At 58.2% G+C, this 15,875-nt stretch carries 10 protein-coding genes; 3 read left to right on the top strand and 7 right to left on the bottom strand.

What is annotated here, in order from left to right:
• Positions 1-14: 14 nt before the first annotated feature.
• The 4 genes from BA177_RS01670 to BA177_RS01655 form a co-directional block, all read right to left on the bottom strand.
• Positions 15-1,355 carry a glutamine synthetase family protein gene (locus BA177_RS01670; RefSeq protein WP_068612168.1) on the bottom strand — a complete coding sequence of 447 codons (1,341 nt, stop codon included), beginning with the start codon at positions 1,353-1,355 and terminating at the stop codon, positions 15-17.
• Positions 1,356-1,574: 219 nt separating this feature from the next.
• Positions 1,575-3,455 carry an FAD-dependent oxidoreductase gene (locus BA177_RS01665; protein WP_082989769.1) on the bottom strand — a complete coding sequence of 627 codons (1,881 nt, stop codon included), beginning with the start codon at positions 3,453-3,455 and terminating at the stop codon, positions 1,575-1,577.
• A gap of 39 nt (positions 3,456-3,494) precedes the next feature.
• Positions 3,495-5,429 carry an NAD(P)/FAD-dependent oxidoreductase gene (locus tag BA177_RS01660; protein ID WP_197493273.1) on the bottom strand — a complete coding sequence of 645 codons (1,935 nt, stop codon included), beginning with the start codon at positions 5,427-5,429 and terminating at the stop codon, positions 3,495-3,497.
• Positions 5,430-5,456: 27 nt separating this feature from the next.
• Positions 5,457-8,087, bottom strand: a complete 2,631-nt coding sequence (locus BA177_RS01655; RefSeq protein ID WP_068612166.1) for a TonB-dependent receptor — start codon at positions 8,085-8,087, stop codon at positions 5,457-5,459.
• Between the two features lie 422 nt (positions 8,088-8,509).
• Here BA177_RS01655 and BA177_RS01650 point away from each other — a divergent pair, with 422 nt between their 5' ends.
• Both BA177_RS01650 and BA177_RS01645 read left to right on the top strand, forming a co-directional pair.
• Positions 8,510-8,971 (top strand): YybH family protein, encoded by a 462-nt coding sequence (locus BA177_RS01650; RefSeq protein ID WP_068612164.1) that lies wholly within the window; start codon positions 8,510-8,512, stop codon positions 8,969-8,971.
• 164 nt (positions 8,972-9,135) lie between these two features.
• Positions 9,136-9,705 carry an aspartyl/asparaginyl beta-hydroxylase domain-containing protein gene (locus BA177_RS01645; protein ID WP_068612162.1) on the top strand — a complete coding sequence of 190 codons (570 nt, stop codon included), beginning with the start codon at positions 9,136-9,138 and terminating at the stop codon, positions 9,703-9,705.
• Positions 9,706-9,744: 39 nt separating this feature from the next.
• Here BA177_RS01645 and BA177_RS01640 read toward each other — a convergent pair whose 3' ends face one another.
• On the bottom strand, positions 9,745-11,715 hold the full coding sequence (locus BA177_RS01640; protein ID WP_068612160.1) for a tetratricopeptide repeat-containing sulfotransferase family protein: 1,971 nt from the start codon (positions 11,713-11,715) through the stop codon (positions 9,745-9,747).
• Positions 11,708-12,586 (bottom strand): methylenetetrahydrofolate reductase, encoded by an 879-nt coding sequence (locus BA177_RS01635; RefSeq protein ID WP_068612158.1) that lies wholly within the window; start codon positions 12,584-12,586, stop codon positions 11,708-11,710. The genes BA177_RS01640 and BA177_RS01635 overlap by 8 nt, the downstream gene beginning before the upstream one ends.
• Positions 12,587-12,818: 232 nt before the next feature.
• Between BA177_RS01635 and BA177_RS01630 the strand changes: the two genes are divergently transcribed.
• The gene (locus BA177_RS01630) at positions 12,819-14,777 is read left to right on the top strand and encodes a tetratricopeptide repeat-containing sulfotransferase family protein (RefSeq protein WP_068612156.1); all 1,959 of its coding nucleotides are present in this window, start codon (positions 12,819-12,821) and stop codon (positions 14,775-14,777) included.
• Here BA177_RS01630 and BA177_RS01625 read toward each other — a convergent pair.
• Complete coding sequence (locus BA177_RS01625) at positions 14,774-15,712, bottom strand: hypothetical protein (RefSeq protein WP_197493272.1); 939 nt, start codon at positions 15,710-15,712, stop codon at positions 14,774-14,776. The genes BA177_RS01630 and BA177_RS01625 overlap by 4 nt on opposite strands.
• Between the last annotated feature and the right edge of the window lie 163 nt (positions 15,713-15,875).

Genomic DNA, 15,875 nt, shown 5'->3' with positions numbered 1-15,875 from the left:
CTCCCATTGCGGTACTACGCGGAATGCAGGTACCACTCGATATCCAGTGCCGGCACACGGCGTTGGAACTCGGCGAATTCCGCGCGCTTAATGATGGACAGCAATGTTTGAAATTCTGTCCCGATATAGTCAGCCGCCCAGCGGCTGTTGTTGAATTCGTTGATGGCGGTCAGCCAGTCTGTAGGCAATGATGTTTCGCACTGGGTTGCCGCGTTGCCTTCAATCGCCGGTTGCGGCTGTTTGCCCTCATCGAGGCCGTACAGAATTCCTCCCAGTACCGCGGCCATCGCCAGGTAGGGATTGCAATCGGCGCCCGGTGTGCGGTGTTCGATCCGGGTGGCGTCCACGGAACCGCCGGGTATGCGCAATGCCACGGAACGGTTGTTGTAACCCCAGCTCGGCGACATGGGGACGTACGACCCTTCCTGGTAGCGTCGAAACGAGTTGGCATTCGGTGCGTACAGCAACATCGCCTCGCGCATGGTTCTTTGCAGGCCGGCGATGGCCATTTTGAGGGTTTCTGGCTCCACCGCGAATCGATTGACCCCGTTGTCATCCGGCAGACTGATATGGATGTGCGAACCGGAACCGGACAGGTGCTCGAACGGCTTGGCCATGAAGGTCGCAAGCATGTCGTGTTGTTTCGCTGCGCGGCGAACAATGCGTTTCAGGTAGATGGCGTCATCGCAGGCAGCCAGCGGATCATCGGTATGACGCAAATTGATTTCGTACTGGCCCGGCGCGTACTCGGCCGATGCGGCTGAAGCCGGCACCGACTGCAATGCCGCAGCATCGCGCACCGCATCGATGAACGGCGCGACATCGTCGAGGTCATCCAGACTGAGAACCTGGGTTTGTGTCGTGGTCGTGCCACTTACCGGGTCTAGCAACGGGCATGGCATGCCGTGCTGATCGAGACGGCTGCGTAGCAAGTAAAATTCGAGTTCGATCGCGACAGTCGGTTTGAGTCCACGCTCGTGAAACCTGGCGATGACGTTGCGCAGCACCTGACGCGAGCTGGCCTCGTTCGGCCCGCCAGCATCGTTTTGCATGTCGAGCATGCATTGGGCGGCACGGCCGTCGCTGCCAGGAACCAGGCGCAAGGTTTTCGGGTCTGGATAGCAAAGCCGATCCTGATCGCCAGACTCGATGCCCAGACCCGTGCCGGACACCGTATGTCCACAGATATCCGACGCGTACAGCGACTGCGGCAACAGGACGCCCTTGTCCATGGCCGCACTGATCTCATCGGCGGGTAGCCGCTTGCCGCGCAAGCACCCGTTGGCGTCCACGATCATCAGATCGAGGGAATCGAGATGCGGATTGGCCGCAAAAAAGTCCTTGGCTGTCGACATGAATAAATTAGCCTATCTGGGCAAGAATAGGCGCATTCTAGCCACGTCAGGACGAAATTGACAATTCGAGGGGCTTGCCTGCGGCCATATCAGGTCCGGCCGCCCGGCCCAGGAGCGCTATCCGCTTTACGTGCGCGGCAGGAAAGCCGGCATTATGGGTGATTGCTGGAGTCGGGATACGCCCCGAACCGGGGTGGCGCCGTCGAAATGCGCCCGCCTTCAGCCCGTGTGCAGCTGTTCGTTGACTGCCCGGTCCGCCGCATCAACCGCACCGTTGACATAGGCATACGCAGACGCATCGGAATTGGCGATCGAGATTCGGCCAATTTGCGCCCGGCCAGCAACGTGCGGTCCGTTCTCCGGAGTAAAGCCCGCCGGGTCGTTCAAATCGTTGTACTCGTAGGCGTAGCCATGCGGCCACCGATTAACAGTGATCGCGGCAATATCGCGTTCTGCGTCGAAACCACCGGGCGCAAGCGCGCCCGACAGCTTGTCGATAATATCCTGCTCAAAGTCATCGAAGGTCAACTGGTAGAGCTGGCGACGGCCGGCAACGTGCTGCTCGCGCGCACTAAGCCCCTGCTCCGGCGCTGCCGGCACCCAGGAGCCGTGCAAAATAGTTGGCTGGTTCGGGTTCTGCGTGAATGAGTAGTCGCCCATGCTGACCGGGAAATCCAGGCCGAACGAATACATGTACTTCGACTGCGGAATGAACACATTGCTGTAGCCCAATTCGGCCATCGCCTTCCAGTTGCGGACCGCGATGGAGGTATACACGAGCGGCACTTTCTCGGCGTAGTCGATGGCTTCTTTCTGCGCCGCCGGCACCTCGCTGCAGAGATGCGGCAACAGGGCGTTGTACCCGGCGAACACAACGTGTTTTGCTCGCACGCGGTAGACATCGCCGTTATTGACGTAGGTCACGTCGACATGACGTTGATCAACTGTATGGCTCAGGTTGACCGCGGTGCTGTTGAGGCGGATTCGTGTCGACCGTCCTTTGCGATCCAGCTGGCTGTAATCGACCCGCGCGGTCACCAGGTCCTCCATCGTACTGCCGGGCACCGACTCGGGCAGCAAGCTTCGAACCAGTGAACGCGCAACCCCGGCATTGCCGTCCGGAAAGTGGAATATGTAGGGCTCGTCACGTTCGTGGCCCTCCTCGTCGAGCTCGCCGATACCCATGTGCTGCAGGCCCGGCATGCCCGAACGGTAGGCTTCGAGCGCGGACAGCGAATCCCAGCCAACACCCCACAAGCCGAGTATGGTATCCCGCAAAACGTCGGTCACTTCGCGCGGAATACTGAGGTACGCACGCAAAAACGTTGTATAGGAAAGGCTGCCCAGAAAGTCGATCTTCTCTTGGCGACTGAGTTCAGGCCTGGGGTCTGTCTCATTTCGCATCAGCCGCAGCAATGCGGCTTTGGACTCACTGGAGATCGGGTACTGCGCGACGATTGCATCGAGCTCGGCGGAGTCATCACCGAATCCACCGCGGAACAGGTTGGGCGCGGTGACGTCGCGACCGTAGACATCGGCGCTGAAGTAAATCCCCCGGCCAAGACCGCGACTCTTCATGTAATCCTGGTCGAAGTAGTCGTAGAAACGCTCGGTGACAATACCGACGTCTTTCAGCAACTGACTGGATGCCGCTGAAAAATGACCCGGCCCATCTATCGACTGACTGCCGCCGTAACCAATCAGGGTTTGGCCGTCGACATTGAACTCGTTGCGTTTGGCGTGACCGCCGAAGTCGTCGTGGTTGTCGAGTACCAGCACTTTTTTGCCGGCGCCAGCTCGCTGATGATAAAAAAGTGCCGAGGACAGGCCACTGATGCCGCCGCCAACAACGACCATGTCGTAAACATCATCGGTTTGCCGTTTGGGCGTCGGGTACTTGTGCCCCGCCCAGGCCACGGCGTGCGCTACTTCGAACGAACCCGCGTGACTGCCACGCAAGCCGGTCTTTAGCGGCGGGTAGTAGTCGGCCGGCAGTTGCGCGGCAAGCAGATCCATGGGCGATAGCATGCTGCCGGCCGCGGTAGCCAAAGCAATACCGTTGAGGAAATCCCGGCGTGTGATATCCAGTTTTGAAGACATGTTTTTCTCAGTGCGTTTACGACAAAGATAGTCCGGCCCCTAGGCCGATAGCAACTCCGTCACGGCGCGATGCGCCTGATCGATTGCAACATCCGTATAGGCACCGCCGCCGCTGTCCGCGTTGGCAATGGCAATGGCGCCGGCTCGCGCGCGCGCTGTCAGTAGCGGCAGTCCTTCATCAGGATCAACGAGCGAGTTGTACTCGGGTGCATAGCCATGCGGCCATCGATTGACCGCAATACCAGCGATGTCCCTGGCTGCATCAAAGCCGCCCGAACCGAGAGTCTGGTTCATCTGACGGCGGATATTGCGTTCAAAGGTTGAGAATGGCGTGGTCAGCAGCTCTGCCCGGCCTGCTTTGTGTTGTTCCCGTTCGCTGAGACCGGGCTGTGCCGGCGCACGAGTCATGTGCACCATGACGGGTTCGTCCGGTGATTTCGCGCTGTGATAGTCACCGATATCCATAACCGTATCGAGACTGAAACTGGAGTGATAACCACCGGGGCTGCGAATGCGCGATACACCCAGATTCGCGAATGCACGCCAGTTCGTGAGCGCCACCGAGGTATATACCAGCGGTGTTTTGACAAGATAGTGCAACGCGTTTTTCTGCGGTTCAGGCAGTTCGGGACAGATAAATGGAATCATCATGTTCCAGCAAGCCAGTACGCTGTGCTTGCCGCGGACAGAGTACGCCTCGCCGTCACGCAGGTAGGTAACCTTCACCCCTCCGCCTTTGGAATTAATCGCGCGCACAGCGGTGCTCGAAAGCCGGATATTCACAGCGTTGCCGTTGTTATCCAGCTTGGCGTAATTGACCCGCGCGGCGATGGAATCCTCGACTGTCGTTCCCGGTACGGCGCCCCGAATCAGGTCGCGAACCAGCAGGCGCGCGATGGTCGCGTTGCCGTCCGGAAACGCGTAGCGGTAGGACCCACCCGTTTCAAGGTCTTTGCCCGGCGTATAGCCCATACGTGATGTGGCTGTGCGCTGCAGATTCAGGCCATTGAAGCCGGGAAAGCCGACGCCCCAGCAATCAAGTGCCGATACGGCATCGATCCCACAACCCCACAAACCGTCAGTGTGGTGCAGGTAATACGGCATGACCGCCGGATCGGCTTTAACGACATTCAACAGGTAGTCGGCATAACTCATGCGCGACAAGCGATCTTTCTTGGCCATGTCGGACAAACCGGGCAGGTAATCGGTGTTGCCGGTTTCTATGGCCAGAATGTCCCGACGGACCGCCTCACTCAATGGCGCCTGCGCGAGAAAAGCCGCCGTTTCCTCGACCGAGGGTTGCCGCCCGCCAGGCTGCAAGACGAGTTTATCGGCGCCAAAGGTTTCCTGATCGAAGAAGACACCGGAGCCCAGCTTGTATTTCCGGTACACGTCCTGATCGTAAGTTCTTTCCGCCAATTCGAGTGGATGTATACCGAGCCGCTGCAGCAATCCGTCGGCAACGGCGCTGTAGGGGGTCGGGCTGGAGATTCCGGCAGTTCCCCCGTTCATGATCAGGAGCTTGCCGTTCACATGGAACTCATTGCGTTTGGCGTGGCCGCCAAAATCGTCGTGATTATCCAGGATCAGAATTTTTGCGTTGGGGCCTGCAGCCTTGCGGTAAAAATGTGCCGCGGCCAGGCCACTGATACCGCCACCAACAACGATCAGGTCGTAGTGTTCACCCGTGTCGTCAGCATCGGCAATGGCTTTGGGGTTGTCCCGTAACGCGTGGGCGCCTTCGAACGAGCCCGGGTGACTGCCTCGCATGCCGCTGCGGGTTGGAGGGTAATACCCCGGTTGATTCTGAGCCGCGATTGCGGCATCCAGGTCGGCGCCGAAAGCCAGCGCCGGAATACCCGTACCGGCGGCAAAGGTGAGCGCCGCGCCTTGCAGGAAGTCGCGGCGCTCAATCAGCCTGCCCATGCCGAGATCACGGTCATAGGCGTCGCTGCCTTTGTTCTTGTGCTTCACGGCAGCTTCAATACGTCCGGGCCGGACCTACTCTCCCCAGCCCTTCCAGAAACGCACGCCCGCTTCACGCGGCCGGGCAACGTAGAGCGTGCTGTGATGCGCGCGACCTTCGGCGGTCTGCGCAGCTCCCCATTCGAAAGTACCGGTGCCGGTCGTGTAGACCGCGCGCTCATCCGTCAGGTTGTTGATAAAGAAGCTGACACCCCAGTCTTCGGCATCAAGACTGAAACGCAAATCGCCAATGACATAGGAAGGAGACTTGAACTGCGGGTTCGGGTCCTCGAGACCTCTCGGGTCCAGAATCGTCAGGCTGTCGCCTGTGTAAGACCACTGGGTACGAACCGAGAATTCAGTGCCGCCGAACATCTGCGTTGGCTTGCTGTAGCCAACCCACCAGGCAGCTTTCGAACTCGGTACCAGCGGCAGGCGCAAACCGGCAACCAGATCCGGCTCACCGTCACCGGTCAGATCCTGATCGGTATCGGTCTCGGCTTCCATCCACTCGTAGTTCATACCGAGTGTCCAGTTCTCACCCAGTGCGTAATCTACCTCGACATTCACGCCATCAATATGCGCGTTGCCCGCATTGGCAATCAGGTTCTGGTACGGCTGGCCGCAGACGCCGGCAATGCTCAGTTCATAGTCAATAACACCATTCACTTCACATGGCGGATCGGTAGGGTCGACCAGGCTCAGCTGGTACTTGTCCCAGACCATGTTGTAGGCGGTCATATTGAAGCGACCTCTGCCCTGACCAAAGGTCGATTTGTAGCCGACTTCGTAGTTATCCATGATGTCCGACTCGTACGCCCGCGGGAAGAACGGTTCGCCGCGGATGTTGTTCACACCGCCCTGACGCAGACCCCGTGTGTACAAGGCATAGACCATCTTGTTGTCAGCAAAGTTGTAGTTCAGGCTGATCTTGGGAATGAACTGGGTTTCGCCACCGGACACTTTGGGCGGCGCACCGTTGTTTGCCACGCGGTAATCACGATCGCCTGAAGTGGTGTCAGGTTCGCCGTCCGCCCAGGTCGGGCCGCCCGGGTGATCCACCCAGGTTTGACGAACGTTCGACCGGTCGAAATAGCGCCCACCGAGAGTAAGGTCCCACTGGTCGTTGATATGCCAGGTGGTTTCGCCAAACACGGCGGTTTGTTCCCAGTCGGTGTGGCCGCCGGAGTACCAGTGCGCTTGCGCATTCGGATAGGTGGTCGGTGTGCCGTAGTAATTCGACCAGTACATTTCCCAGTACTGCAGGGAAACTGAATTCTGGTAAATCTCGTTGCTGCCGTCGCCGCCGGTGGTGGGCACGGCAAATGGTGTACCTTCCAAAGCCCCGTTGCCGCTTTCTTCGCGGTACAGACCCACGATCCAGTCAAAGGTCTCGCCTTCGCTGGACAGGCGAATCTCGGCCGTCAGCTTGTCGTCGTCCGACTTGCCAGCACTCTTGGTGAGGTAGTCGGATTCAACGGTAGGGCCCTGACAGTAAACCGGGAACAGCACCAGGTAGCCTGTCTCCGGGTTGGTCCAGTAATACGGCATGGCCGGATTCGGGGTGTACGAGGAATCGTGGCAGTACTGCGCTGCCCAGTAGTGCGCGTAGTTGGTGTTATCGAACTGCGACTCGGCCTTGCGTTCGTAGTAGGAAACGGCCGCGACCAGCTGTGCGAAGCCGAGATCGCCGTCGACCTTGATCGACGCCATGTTGAAATCTTCTTTACGCCACTCGTGGTGGAATCGGACCGTTTCGAGATCGCCGACAAAGGGGTCGTAATAATTTTCCGCGCCGGAATCGGTGCTTTGGTGATGATAGGACAGCGTTGTTGACCAGCGGTCGTTCATGTTCCACAGCAGGTGAATTCGTCCGCCGACGACATCTGCGTCGTTCCAGCGGTCTTTTACCGACGCGCTGTTGTCCAGCGTGCCCCACCCTGACGGCGCCTTGTTTTCGCCGCCAAAACCGTACGAATCTGCCGTCCGGCCGAAAACGTTGTCGATATAACCGCCGTCGTGATCTTTGTAGCCGACCACGCGCATGGCGAGCTTGTCATCGACCAACGGTACGTTGAACATCAACGAACTCCGGTAGCTGACATCGCTCTGGCTGCCGCCACGCAGTTCGCTGTCGAACATCGCCTCGAACTCGTTCAGTACCGGCTGGTTGGTAACGATGCGCAACGTTCCTGCCTGCGCATCCGAGCCGTACAGGGTTCCCTGCGGACCTGACAGTGCCTCTACCCGGGCGATATCGACCGTGCGGATATTCGGCTGCGAGCCGGTCTGGGTGACAGAAATCTCGTCCAGGTAAACCGATGACGTTGCCTGACCGATGAAGCTGGGGCCGGTTATGGCGCCCCGGAACACCACCACACTGGAGCCTGCGCCGTAGGAGACAACGTTGATGGACGGTACGAATCGGGAGTAGTCCTCCATGCCCTTCGCGCCCATCGTCGCCAGCGACTCCTGCGAGATAGCCTGAATGGCCGATGGAATATCTTGTGCCGACTCCGTTCGCTTGCGCGCGGTAACGGTAATCTCTTCGAGGAAGTCCGTCCTGCCGGTTGCTTCCTGCGCTTCGGCGGACTGGCCGGGGCAAAGGGCAGCCGTTACAGCAGCAGCGACCGGTGTGAGCGAGATTAGTTTGTGCGGACTATTCATTTATGGTTTCCCCCGAGATCAGCGCGAGTTGCACCAGCAAAACCAGCCGAAGTGTCGTCATAGCCCGTATGGGCAATTTATGTTTGTATCTTAGGTACGTACAGAAAACAAATCAAACCCATGATAACCGTTTCTGTACTGATTCAATTATCACCAAAGGTACTAATTCCCTTCAATTCTAGTTCCTTAGCGAACCCTACAGGTAACTCAAAAAAGTTGTGCTCTTGTGTGGCGTGAGAATTATTCACCCATGACAAACGACTATTAAATAATTGCGAAAAACTATATTGCAGTGGCCGGCATCGACTGTTTGCAAGGCACTACTCTCAGGCAGTGTACCCCGGCCCGTACAACCCGGTTGACATAGCCACTGTCGCAACGGCAATGTCCTGACTGCATCGCACTCTGACAGGAATCCTGACATGACCCGTACCGTTTCGACTTTGTTTGCAGCTCTGGCGCTTATGGCCTTGCCTGCTTTCGTTTCCGCGGCAGAACCAGAGGACGAGATCCGCGCGCTGGTGGTCGAGTTCAATGACGCGTACCTGCAGAACGATCTGGACAAGTACTTTGCCTACTACGCCGACGACGCAACCTTGTGGTTTAACTCCGGCCGGAGCAAGCTGACCTCCTACCGGGACAGCTGGTACAAACTGATCGGTTCCGGCGGCGGCGTCCGGAAGAACACGCTTTCGGATATCCGGATACAGATGAGTCCGGGCGGCGATGCCGCGATCGCAACCTATCAGGTCGAAGTGCAAACGGAGTACCCGGGCAACAGGTTGAGCAGCCAGCAAGCCCACGAGACCGATGTCTGGTTCAAGACCGACGATGGCTGGCGCATTTCGCACGTCCACTACACGTCGGGCAGCGACGACGAATAGTGCCGCGGCGCTGCTGTGCCAGTGTGCACGGCAGCGGCACAGCACACGGTGACACGCCATTTGCTACGCCTCGCTGGCCGGAGTACAACAATGCATACGTTGCAACCGGCCAGCACAGTCGAACCCCAACCTTCAGCAGGCAAGACTTTCGGGTCTGATCAACCATGAACATCGACACCCCCCTACGCGAACTCGGCAGCGTTGACTCCAGCGCACTCCGCGACGCTATCCTCAGCCAGGACGACGACGCCTGGAACGAGGACAAGTACCGCCAGGAAGAGTTCGAAGTCCATCATGCAACCCAGTCGATCGTCATGTTGTTCGTCAATCTCGATCGATGGCCGGAACTGGTTGTGAGTCGGGAGCCGGGATGGCCGCGTCTCGCTGAAACCGCCCTGCCGCTGATGAACCAGCTTATTGAGAAGCACTATCCACCCGGCGGCACAGTGATACGCGCGATGGCCGCCAAATTACTGGCTGGCAGTGTCATCAGTCCGCATTACGACAAACACCCTTCGTTCCATATTGGCCACCGGATTCACGTCCCGATAACAACCAACCCCAGAGTCAGGTTCATGATTGATGGCCGACCGTACCGGTTTGAAATTGGCCAGGCCTACGAGATCAACAACCAGAAAACCCATTCCGTCATGAACAAAGGTACGGAAGATCGCATTACGTTTATTTTTGATTACGTACCCGCAGACCAGGTTGCTGTCGCAAGTAACAGCTAGCCGATAAGCGGCGCAACATCACCGCCAGCCCCGATCGATTTACAATACGGGTTCCAGCCTGGCCCGCAGCTCGTCCAGATACGGCTCGTAGTGTTTCCAAAAATCGAGACCGCTGGCATAGAGCGGCTCCCGCACCTGCTCCGCGCTGGCGGTGTTCACGGCACGTCGGCTCTTGTGAAACTCAATGCAGGCCGATTCGAAAGGCAGACCGCAGAAGTCCAGCAATCGGCGCACCTGCCCATCGAGGTCAGCCACGACATCCTCATATTGCACCCGCAGTATTTTTCCCGGTAACACGTCATCCCAATGCGCCATCATTTCGACGTACTGCAGGTAGTAGTCAGCAAGCTCATTCAGGTCATAGGACTGATTCTTGCCTTGCGCGAACAGCTGACGAAAATTGGCCACACAGGTTGCCAATGGATTGCGCCGGGCATCTATGATTTTCGCGTGCGGCAATATGCTGTGAATAAAGCCCACGTGCGGGAAGTTGGCCGGCATTTTGTCGGTGAAATACTCACACCCTGCGCTACAGCTGGCCAGTGAGTTATGCAAATAGCGGCGGCCAAGAGCGGCCAGCTCATCGGCGCTTAATGCTGCCACACGCTCAGCGTAGTGAATGCTAGCCGGCGTTTTTGCGGCGAGTCCTGATGTCAGGTTGATGATCGCGGGTAACTCGCCACAACCTTCAACCCGGCTATGGCTCGAGAGAATTTGCTCGAGCAGCGTAGACCCGGAGCGCGGCATGCCCAGGATAAATATCGGGGTCGTGTCCGTTGCTGTCTGCGCCGCACTGTCTGCAAGAAACGAGCGCGAGAAAACCTGCCTGATCCGACGATTGTCGCTGCCAAACCTGTCCGGATCGTAACTTACCAGGCGACGCTTGGCCGCATTGCCCAACACGTATTGCTGCCATGCCAAATCGTATTGCTCACGGTTTTCCAGCGCGCGCGCCAGGGCAAAGCGAAACCCGACTTCCGATTCCGGGTCGACAACCCCTGTCGCAAGCTGCTTCTGCATGAACTGGCAATCTTCATCACTCGCCACATAGCCGTGCAAACTCGCCAGATACCACCACGCGGTACCAATCCCGGGATGAACTCGGGTGCACTGTGCATAACTTTGCCGGGCCTTGTCTGTCTGTCCCTCCATGCGCAGAATGTGGCCGCGACCGATAAGTGCTGCCGGATGATCAGGTGACTTTGCCAAACAATTCCCGTAGGCCAGCAAGGCATCCTCTGTTTGGCCGACAACACCAAACATATTGCCAAGATAAGCGTGAATTTCCGGGTCGTCAGGCGCGAGACGCAGAGCGTTCTGTAGCTCGGCGATCGCCTCCGGGTAACGCCCCCGGTCGCGCAGGAACCGGCCCAGTTCGAAAAACCCGCTGGCCCTGTCGGGTGCGAGCCTGACGATGCGTTTGAGGTAACCCTCGGCAACCGCGTAGCGCTCGCTGTCCGTCGCCACTTTTGCCAGCACCCTCAATGCGTCGGTATTTTCGGGCTCGCGGCGCAATACCGCATCGCAGACTTTCTCGGAGTCAGCACTTGCGCCTCGTACCCGCAAGGTCTCGGCTTCCTGCAGCAAACTTGCGACCGGCATTGACTGGTATAACTGCTCACGCAGTTTGCCCGCCTCGGCAGAACGGCCCGCGCGCTCCAACGCGGCGCAAAGACCCTGCAACGCCGAAACCTGCGTCGGGTTCAGCGCGAGCGCCTTGCGATAAAATTGAATTGCGCCTTCGTAGTCCTGGCGTGAGAGCAATAAAGCAGCGAGATCTTCGTAGGGCTTGGGAAATGCGGGCTCCAGCTTGATCGCCTGGCGAAATCGCTGCTCCGCCTCACTCGTGTTGCCTTTGCTGGCAAGCACCGCACCCAGCATCGCAATCAGATTGACATCGTCTTGCCACTCTGCGAGCCCGCGGCGGCATTCAAGCTCGGCCGCAGCGCTGTTGTTGGACTGCATCAGCCGGATGACTTTGCGGAGAATGCTGCGAACGTCTTCAGCCATGTATTTCCGCCGCATCAATTACTGCCGGGATGGTCGTCAGGTCCCGCGCCGCCATGATGTTCACTCCAGCGATTCCGGGAATAGCGCGCATCGCTTTGATCGTCTCGGCGCAAATACGGATACCTTCTTCACGCGGATCGCTCGCCGCTTGCAACCTTGTAACGATGCTATCCGGCAACATCGTGTTCGGTCTGTTGCTGCGCATCCAGATCGCGTCTTCGACAGAGCCTAGCACCGCCACCGCGCCGATGACGCTGGTCTGCTGAATGAGCTTGTTCGATACCAGGAAGCCGAGGTATCGAGACAGCAGATCGACGTCCATGCAAATGTGGGTCTGGACAAACTGCGCGCCTGCTTCAATCTTTCCCCGCAGATTTCTGGCGGCCCAGTTCGGCTTCGGCATCACGGGCGTTACGATGCCGCCGATATAGAAATCCGGCTTGTGAGCGAGATCTTCATCCGCATTCATGGTCGCGGCGGTGCGTATCAGCTCAGTCGCGGTCAGGTCCATGACAGGCTTGGGTTTCGGCTGAAAACTGTCAGGGGCTCGCTCACCAGCAACCAGCAACAAACTGCTGACACCCATCGCTGCCGCACCGAGCAAATCACTCATCAGCGCGATTCGATTTCGATTGCGACTCGACAACTGAATGATCGGGTCGACACCGTAGTCCAGCAAGATGCTCGCAGCCGCGGTCGTTGACATGTGCAACTGGCCGTACTGATTGTCGGTCAGCAGAATGCCGTCTACCGCGTCTTTCAGCACGTCGGCCTGCAGCTGTATGGCCGGCGCGTCGGTCTCCGGCCGCAAAAAAAGTTGCGCGGTGACTGCAAAGTCTTTCTCTCGTACCGCTTTCTTGAAAGTCTTCAATGTTTTACCAGACCACAGTCCGTTTGCTACGTCGCCAGTGTTAACCCGGCAAGGATGGCAAAAGGGCGCAGTGTACACACTGGGAGAAGATTACGGTGACTCGCATTCCGCCGGTGCGACGAAACGGTTTTCGATGCCACACCAGCTTCTTCTGACCTTCCGTATTATGTCAGTCGATGGCAACTCTGCTCAGGGTCTGGCGCTAACCCGGCAGTTATGCTGAAGTCGCGCCATGAGTCAGAACGAAAAACTCGGTGCTGCGTTCTCGCAGCTCCGCACTGGAAATTTTGTCGAAACCCTGCGTCTTTGTGAGCAATTTCTGGCCACATCCCCAGAGGATGCCAGCTTTTTATGCCTCGCTGGTCAAGCCAGCATCGCACTGAAACAGTTCGACAACGCCGAAAAATACATCGACGATGCGATTCGTGTGTCGCCCGACTTTGCGCCTGCATTTGAGGTTCACGGCGATCTCATGCTGCTGAAGGGCGATCCCGGCCGTGCGTGCGCGTCTTATGAAGTCGCCATGCGACTGGATCCGGGCAGGAACCTGACGCACGAGAAACTCGAGCGCTCGAGGCAACTCGAAAAAGCGGCGGCAACGGCGAAACCGGCAGCCGCTACCCGCAAACCGTTCGAGGACGAGCTCAGGAAAGCCGTGGCTTTCGAAACGAATGGCGACCTGCAATCGGCGGAGATGATTTACCGCGAGATCCTCACCCGGGAACCGAACCATGTTGAGGCGGCCCGCCTGCTGGCAGGCATCGCCGTGCACCACAAACGCTATCGTGATGCGGAGGTTTTCCTGAAAAAAGTGCTGGAAATCGCGCCCGACCATGCGCGCGCCTGGCTCGACCTCGCCAACGTGCAACGGGAGCTGGACCAGCTGGACGACGCCGTGGAAAGCGCGAGACAGGTATTGCGGCTGGCACCGGGCAATGCCGAATCGTACATGGCCTACGCCGGCGCCATAGGCATGACGGGCGCACATGAAGAGGCTATTGAGGCCTATCAGCGCGCCATCGCGATGGCGCCGGAGAAAGCCGGTGCCATGTGCGCCATGGCCCACCATCAGAAGACTGTCGGTCACCAGAACGATGCGATCGCGAGCTATCGACGCGCCATTGCGATCAAACCCGATCACGCGGAGGCCTATTGGAGCCTTGCCAACCTCAAGACGTTTCGGTTCGAAGACGAGGAGGTTGCCGCGATGCAGGCATTGTTGCGCGACGAGTCCTTACCCGATGTTTCCCGGGCGCAGTTGCACAACGCGCTTGGTCTCGAGCTTGAATCACGCAAGGACTATGACGCCGCATTTCAGAATTTCGCCGCCTGCAACAAGATTCAGCGCCTCAGCGAATCCTACGATCCCGTCGAAACGGAAACCACCTACGACCGGATCATTGACCTCTTCGATGCAGATTTCTTCGCCAAAAATGCGGGTGCACCCGCGTCGGAGATAACGCCGGTCCTGGTGGTTGGTCTGCCACGATCGGGCTCAACGCTGATTGAACAGATACTCGCGAGCCACAGTCAGGTGGACGGCACGCACGAACTCGGTGACTTGACGCGCGCAGTGCAATCCGTGCGGCGCGGAAAGAACCGTCGAGCACGCTTCCCGGACACGCTTGCCGAATTGACGCCTGCGGACTGGCAAGGAATCGCTGATGAGTATTTACAGCGGACTGAAATATTCCGAAGCGGCGCGCCTTTCTTCATCGACAAGAACCCGAACAATTTTGTTTACGTCGGCGTCATGAAACTCGCTTTTCCCAACGCCAGAATAATCAACGCGCGACGCCATCCGCTGGACAGCTGCTTCGGCTCCTTCAAACAATTGTTTGCCAGTGGGCAGCCCTTTACCTACGACATGATCGAACTCGGCGAATACTACCTGCAGTACCAACGCCTGATGGATCATTGGCATGCCGTGTTGCCCGGGTTTGTACTTGATGTGCAGTACGAGGACGTCGTTGCCGACCTGGACAGCCAGGTGGCGCGGCTTCTGGATTATTGCGGTCTGCCCTTCGAGGAAGCCTGCTTACGTTTCCACGAAACCAATCGTGCTGTGAAAACGGCCAGCTCGGAACAGGTACGACGGCCGATCTATTCCAGCTCCGTCAACCTCTGGCGCAACTACGAAGACCATCTGGATGAGCTCATACAGATCCTGCAGCCCATCCTGCCCGACTAGTCGAACGGCCAGACTTCGAGACCGTGGATCGCGTTGCGGATATCCATCGACAGATTGACGGACCCCACGACCTGATTGGTAGCGAGATCATATAGGGTGATGGTCGACGGTGACGAACCAGCCGCGATAAACCGCTCGCCCACCGGGCAAAGACCACGCCCGAACGCCTGTCGTGCAATATTCGTATCGTCCACGCCAGCGTACTGCAGTTGCGATTCATCATAAGACACGATTTTGAACGCTTTTTCGCCGCCATCGCGGCTTACGTAGCGCACACAGTCGCTGGCGGTATCGTTGAAGACAACTCCGTTCAGCCAGGGCCTCGCGTTATGCGTGCCGGCCGGCAGATCGCAAACGACAGACACCTGCATCTGGTTGTTGATGTGCAATAGCGCCCTGGTCTTGAGGCCGCTCAGATAAATGCCGGTGCCATCGACGTGCACCATGTTGATGTGGAAATCATTGACCGGCCGCGGACCGGTTTCGCCACGCGGATCAAACGTATGTCCGGACCAGTTACCGCCATGGCGCTGCAGGTGGAAGCCCCACTCAAACTGCCCACTGTCCAGGTTGAACGCCAACAGACTGTCGTAGCCCGTCGAGGTCACGAACAGCATCCGCTCCATGCGACAGATTTCGTGGCAGTGCTTGAGGTAGCGATTGCGGAATGAACGCAATGGCGAGAAATCGGGATCGTAGACAAACAGCTCATCGCTGGCGGCCACGTAGATGTCATCACCGTCTAATGCCACACCGCGCAAACCACGGTCAGCACCGCGGCCTTCCCAGTCGATGTCGGCCGTGTTCCAGTCCAGTCGTTGCGCCGCCTCCTGCCTGGCAAAATCTATGGTGTACACGCCGCCATGACTCTCGCCTTGCTGACTGCCGCGCACTACGGAGGTGGCGATGAGTTTGGGCAGGGTCACTTCATTCACAGCGTATCCTTCAAAGGTTCTGCTCTGACACGGGTGACGCATACTAGAAGCAGAGTCGGGGTGTTACAACCGGCGCCGGCGCCGCCCTTGCTTGCGCTTGTGGCCACCGCGTCGAGCGTCTAGTATGCAACAACGTATAGCCCAACGGGGCAAGTCTCCCGGA

Source organism: Woeseia oceani, from assembly GCF_001677435.1.
GTDB lineage: Bacteria > Pseudomonadota > Gammaproteobacteria > Steroidobacterales > Woeseiaceae > Woeseia > Woeseia oceani.
Note: the sequence above shows the minus strand (reverse complement) of the source record. Positions and strands in the feature narration are given on the sequence as shown.

Excerpts from the sequence above, each read along its gene's own strand:
- BA177_RS01665 (WP_082989769.1), bottom strand. The coding sequence starts at position 3,455 with ATGTCTTCAAAACTGGATATCACACGCCGGGATTTCCTCAACGGTATT.
- BA177_RS01655 (WP_068612166.1), bottom strand. The coding sequence starts at position 8,087 with ATGAATAGTCCGCACAAACTAATCTCGCTCACACCGGTCGCTGCTGCT.
- BA177_RS01645 (WP_068612162.1), top strand. The coding sequence starts at position 9,136 with ATGAACATCGACACCCCCCTACGCGAACTCGGCAGCGTTGACTCCAGC.
- BA177_RS01640 (WP_068612160.1), bottom strand. The coding sequence starts at position 11,715 with ATGGCTGAAGACGTTCGCAGCATTCTCCGCAAAGTCATCCGGCTGATG.
- BA177_RS01630 (WP_068612156.1), top strand. The coding sequence starts at position 12,819 with ATGAGTCAGAACGAAAAACTCGGTGCTGCGTTCTCGCAGCTCCGCACT.
- BA177_RS01650 (WP_068612164.1), top strand. The coding sequence starts at position 8,510 with ATGACCCGTACCGTTTCGACTTTGTTTGCAGCTCTGGCGCTTATGGCC.
- BA177_RS01670 (WP_068612168.1), bottom strand. The coding sequence starts at position 1,355 with ATGTCGACAGCCAAGGACTTTTTTGCGGCCAATCCGCATCTCGATTCC.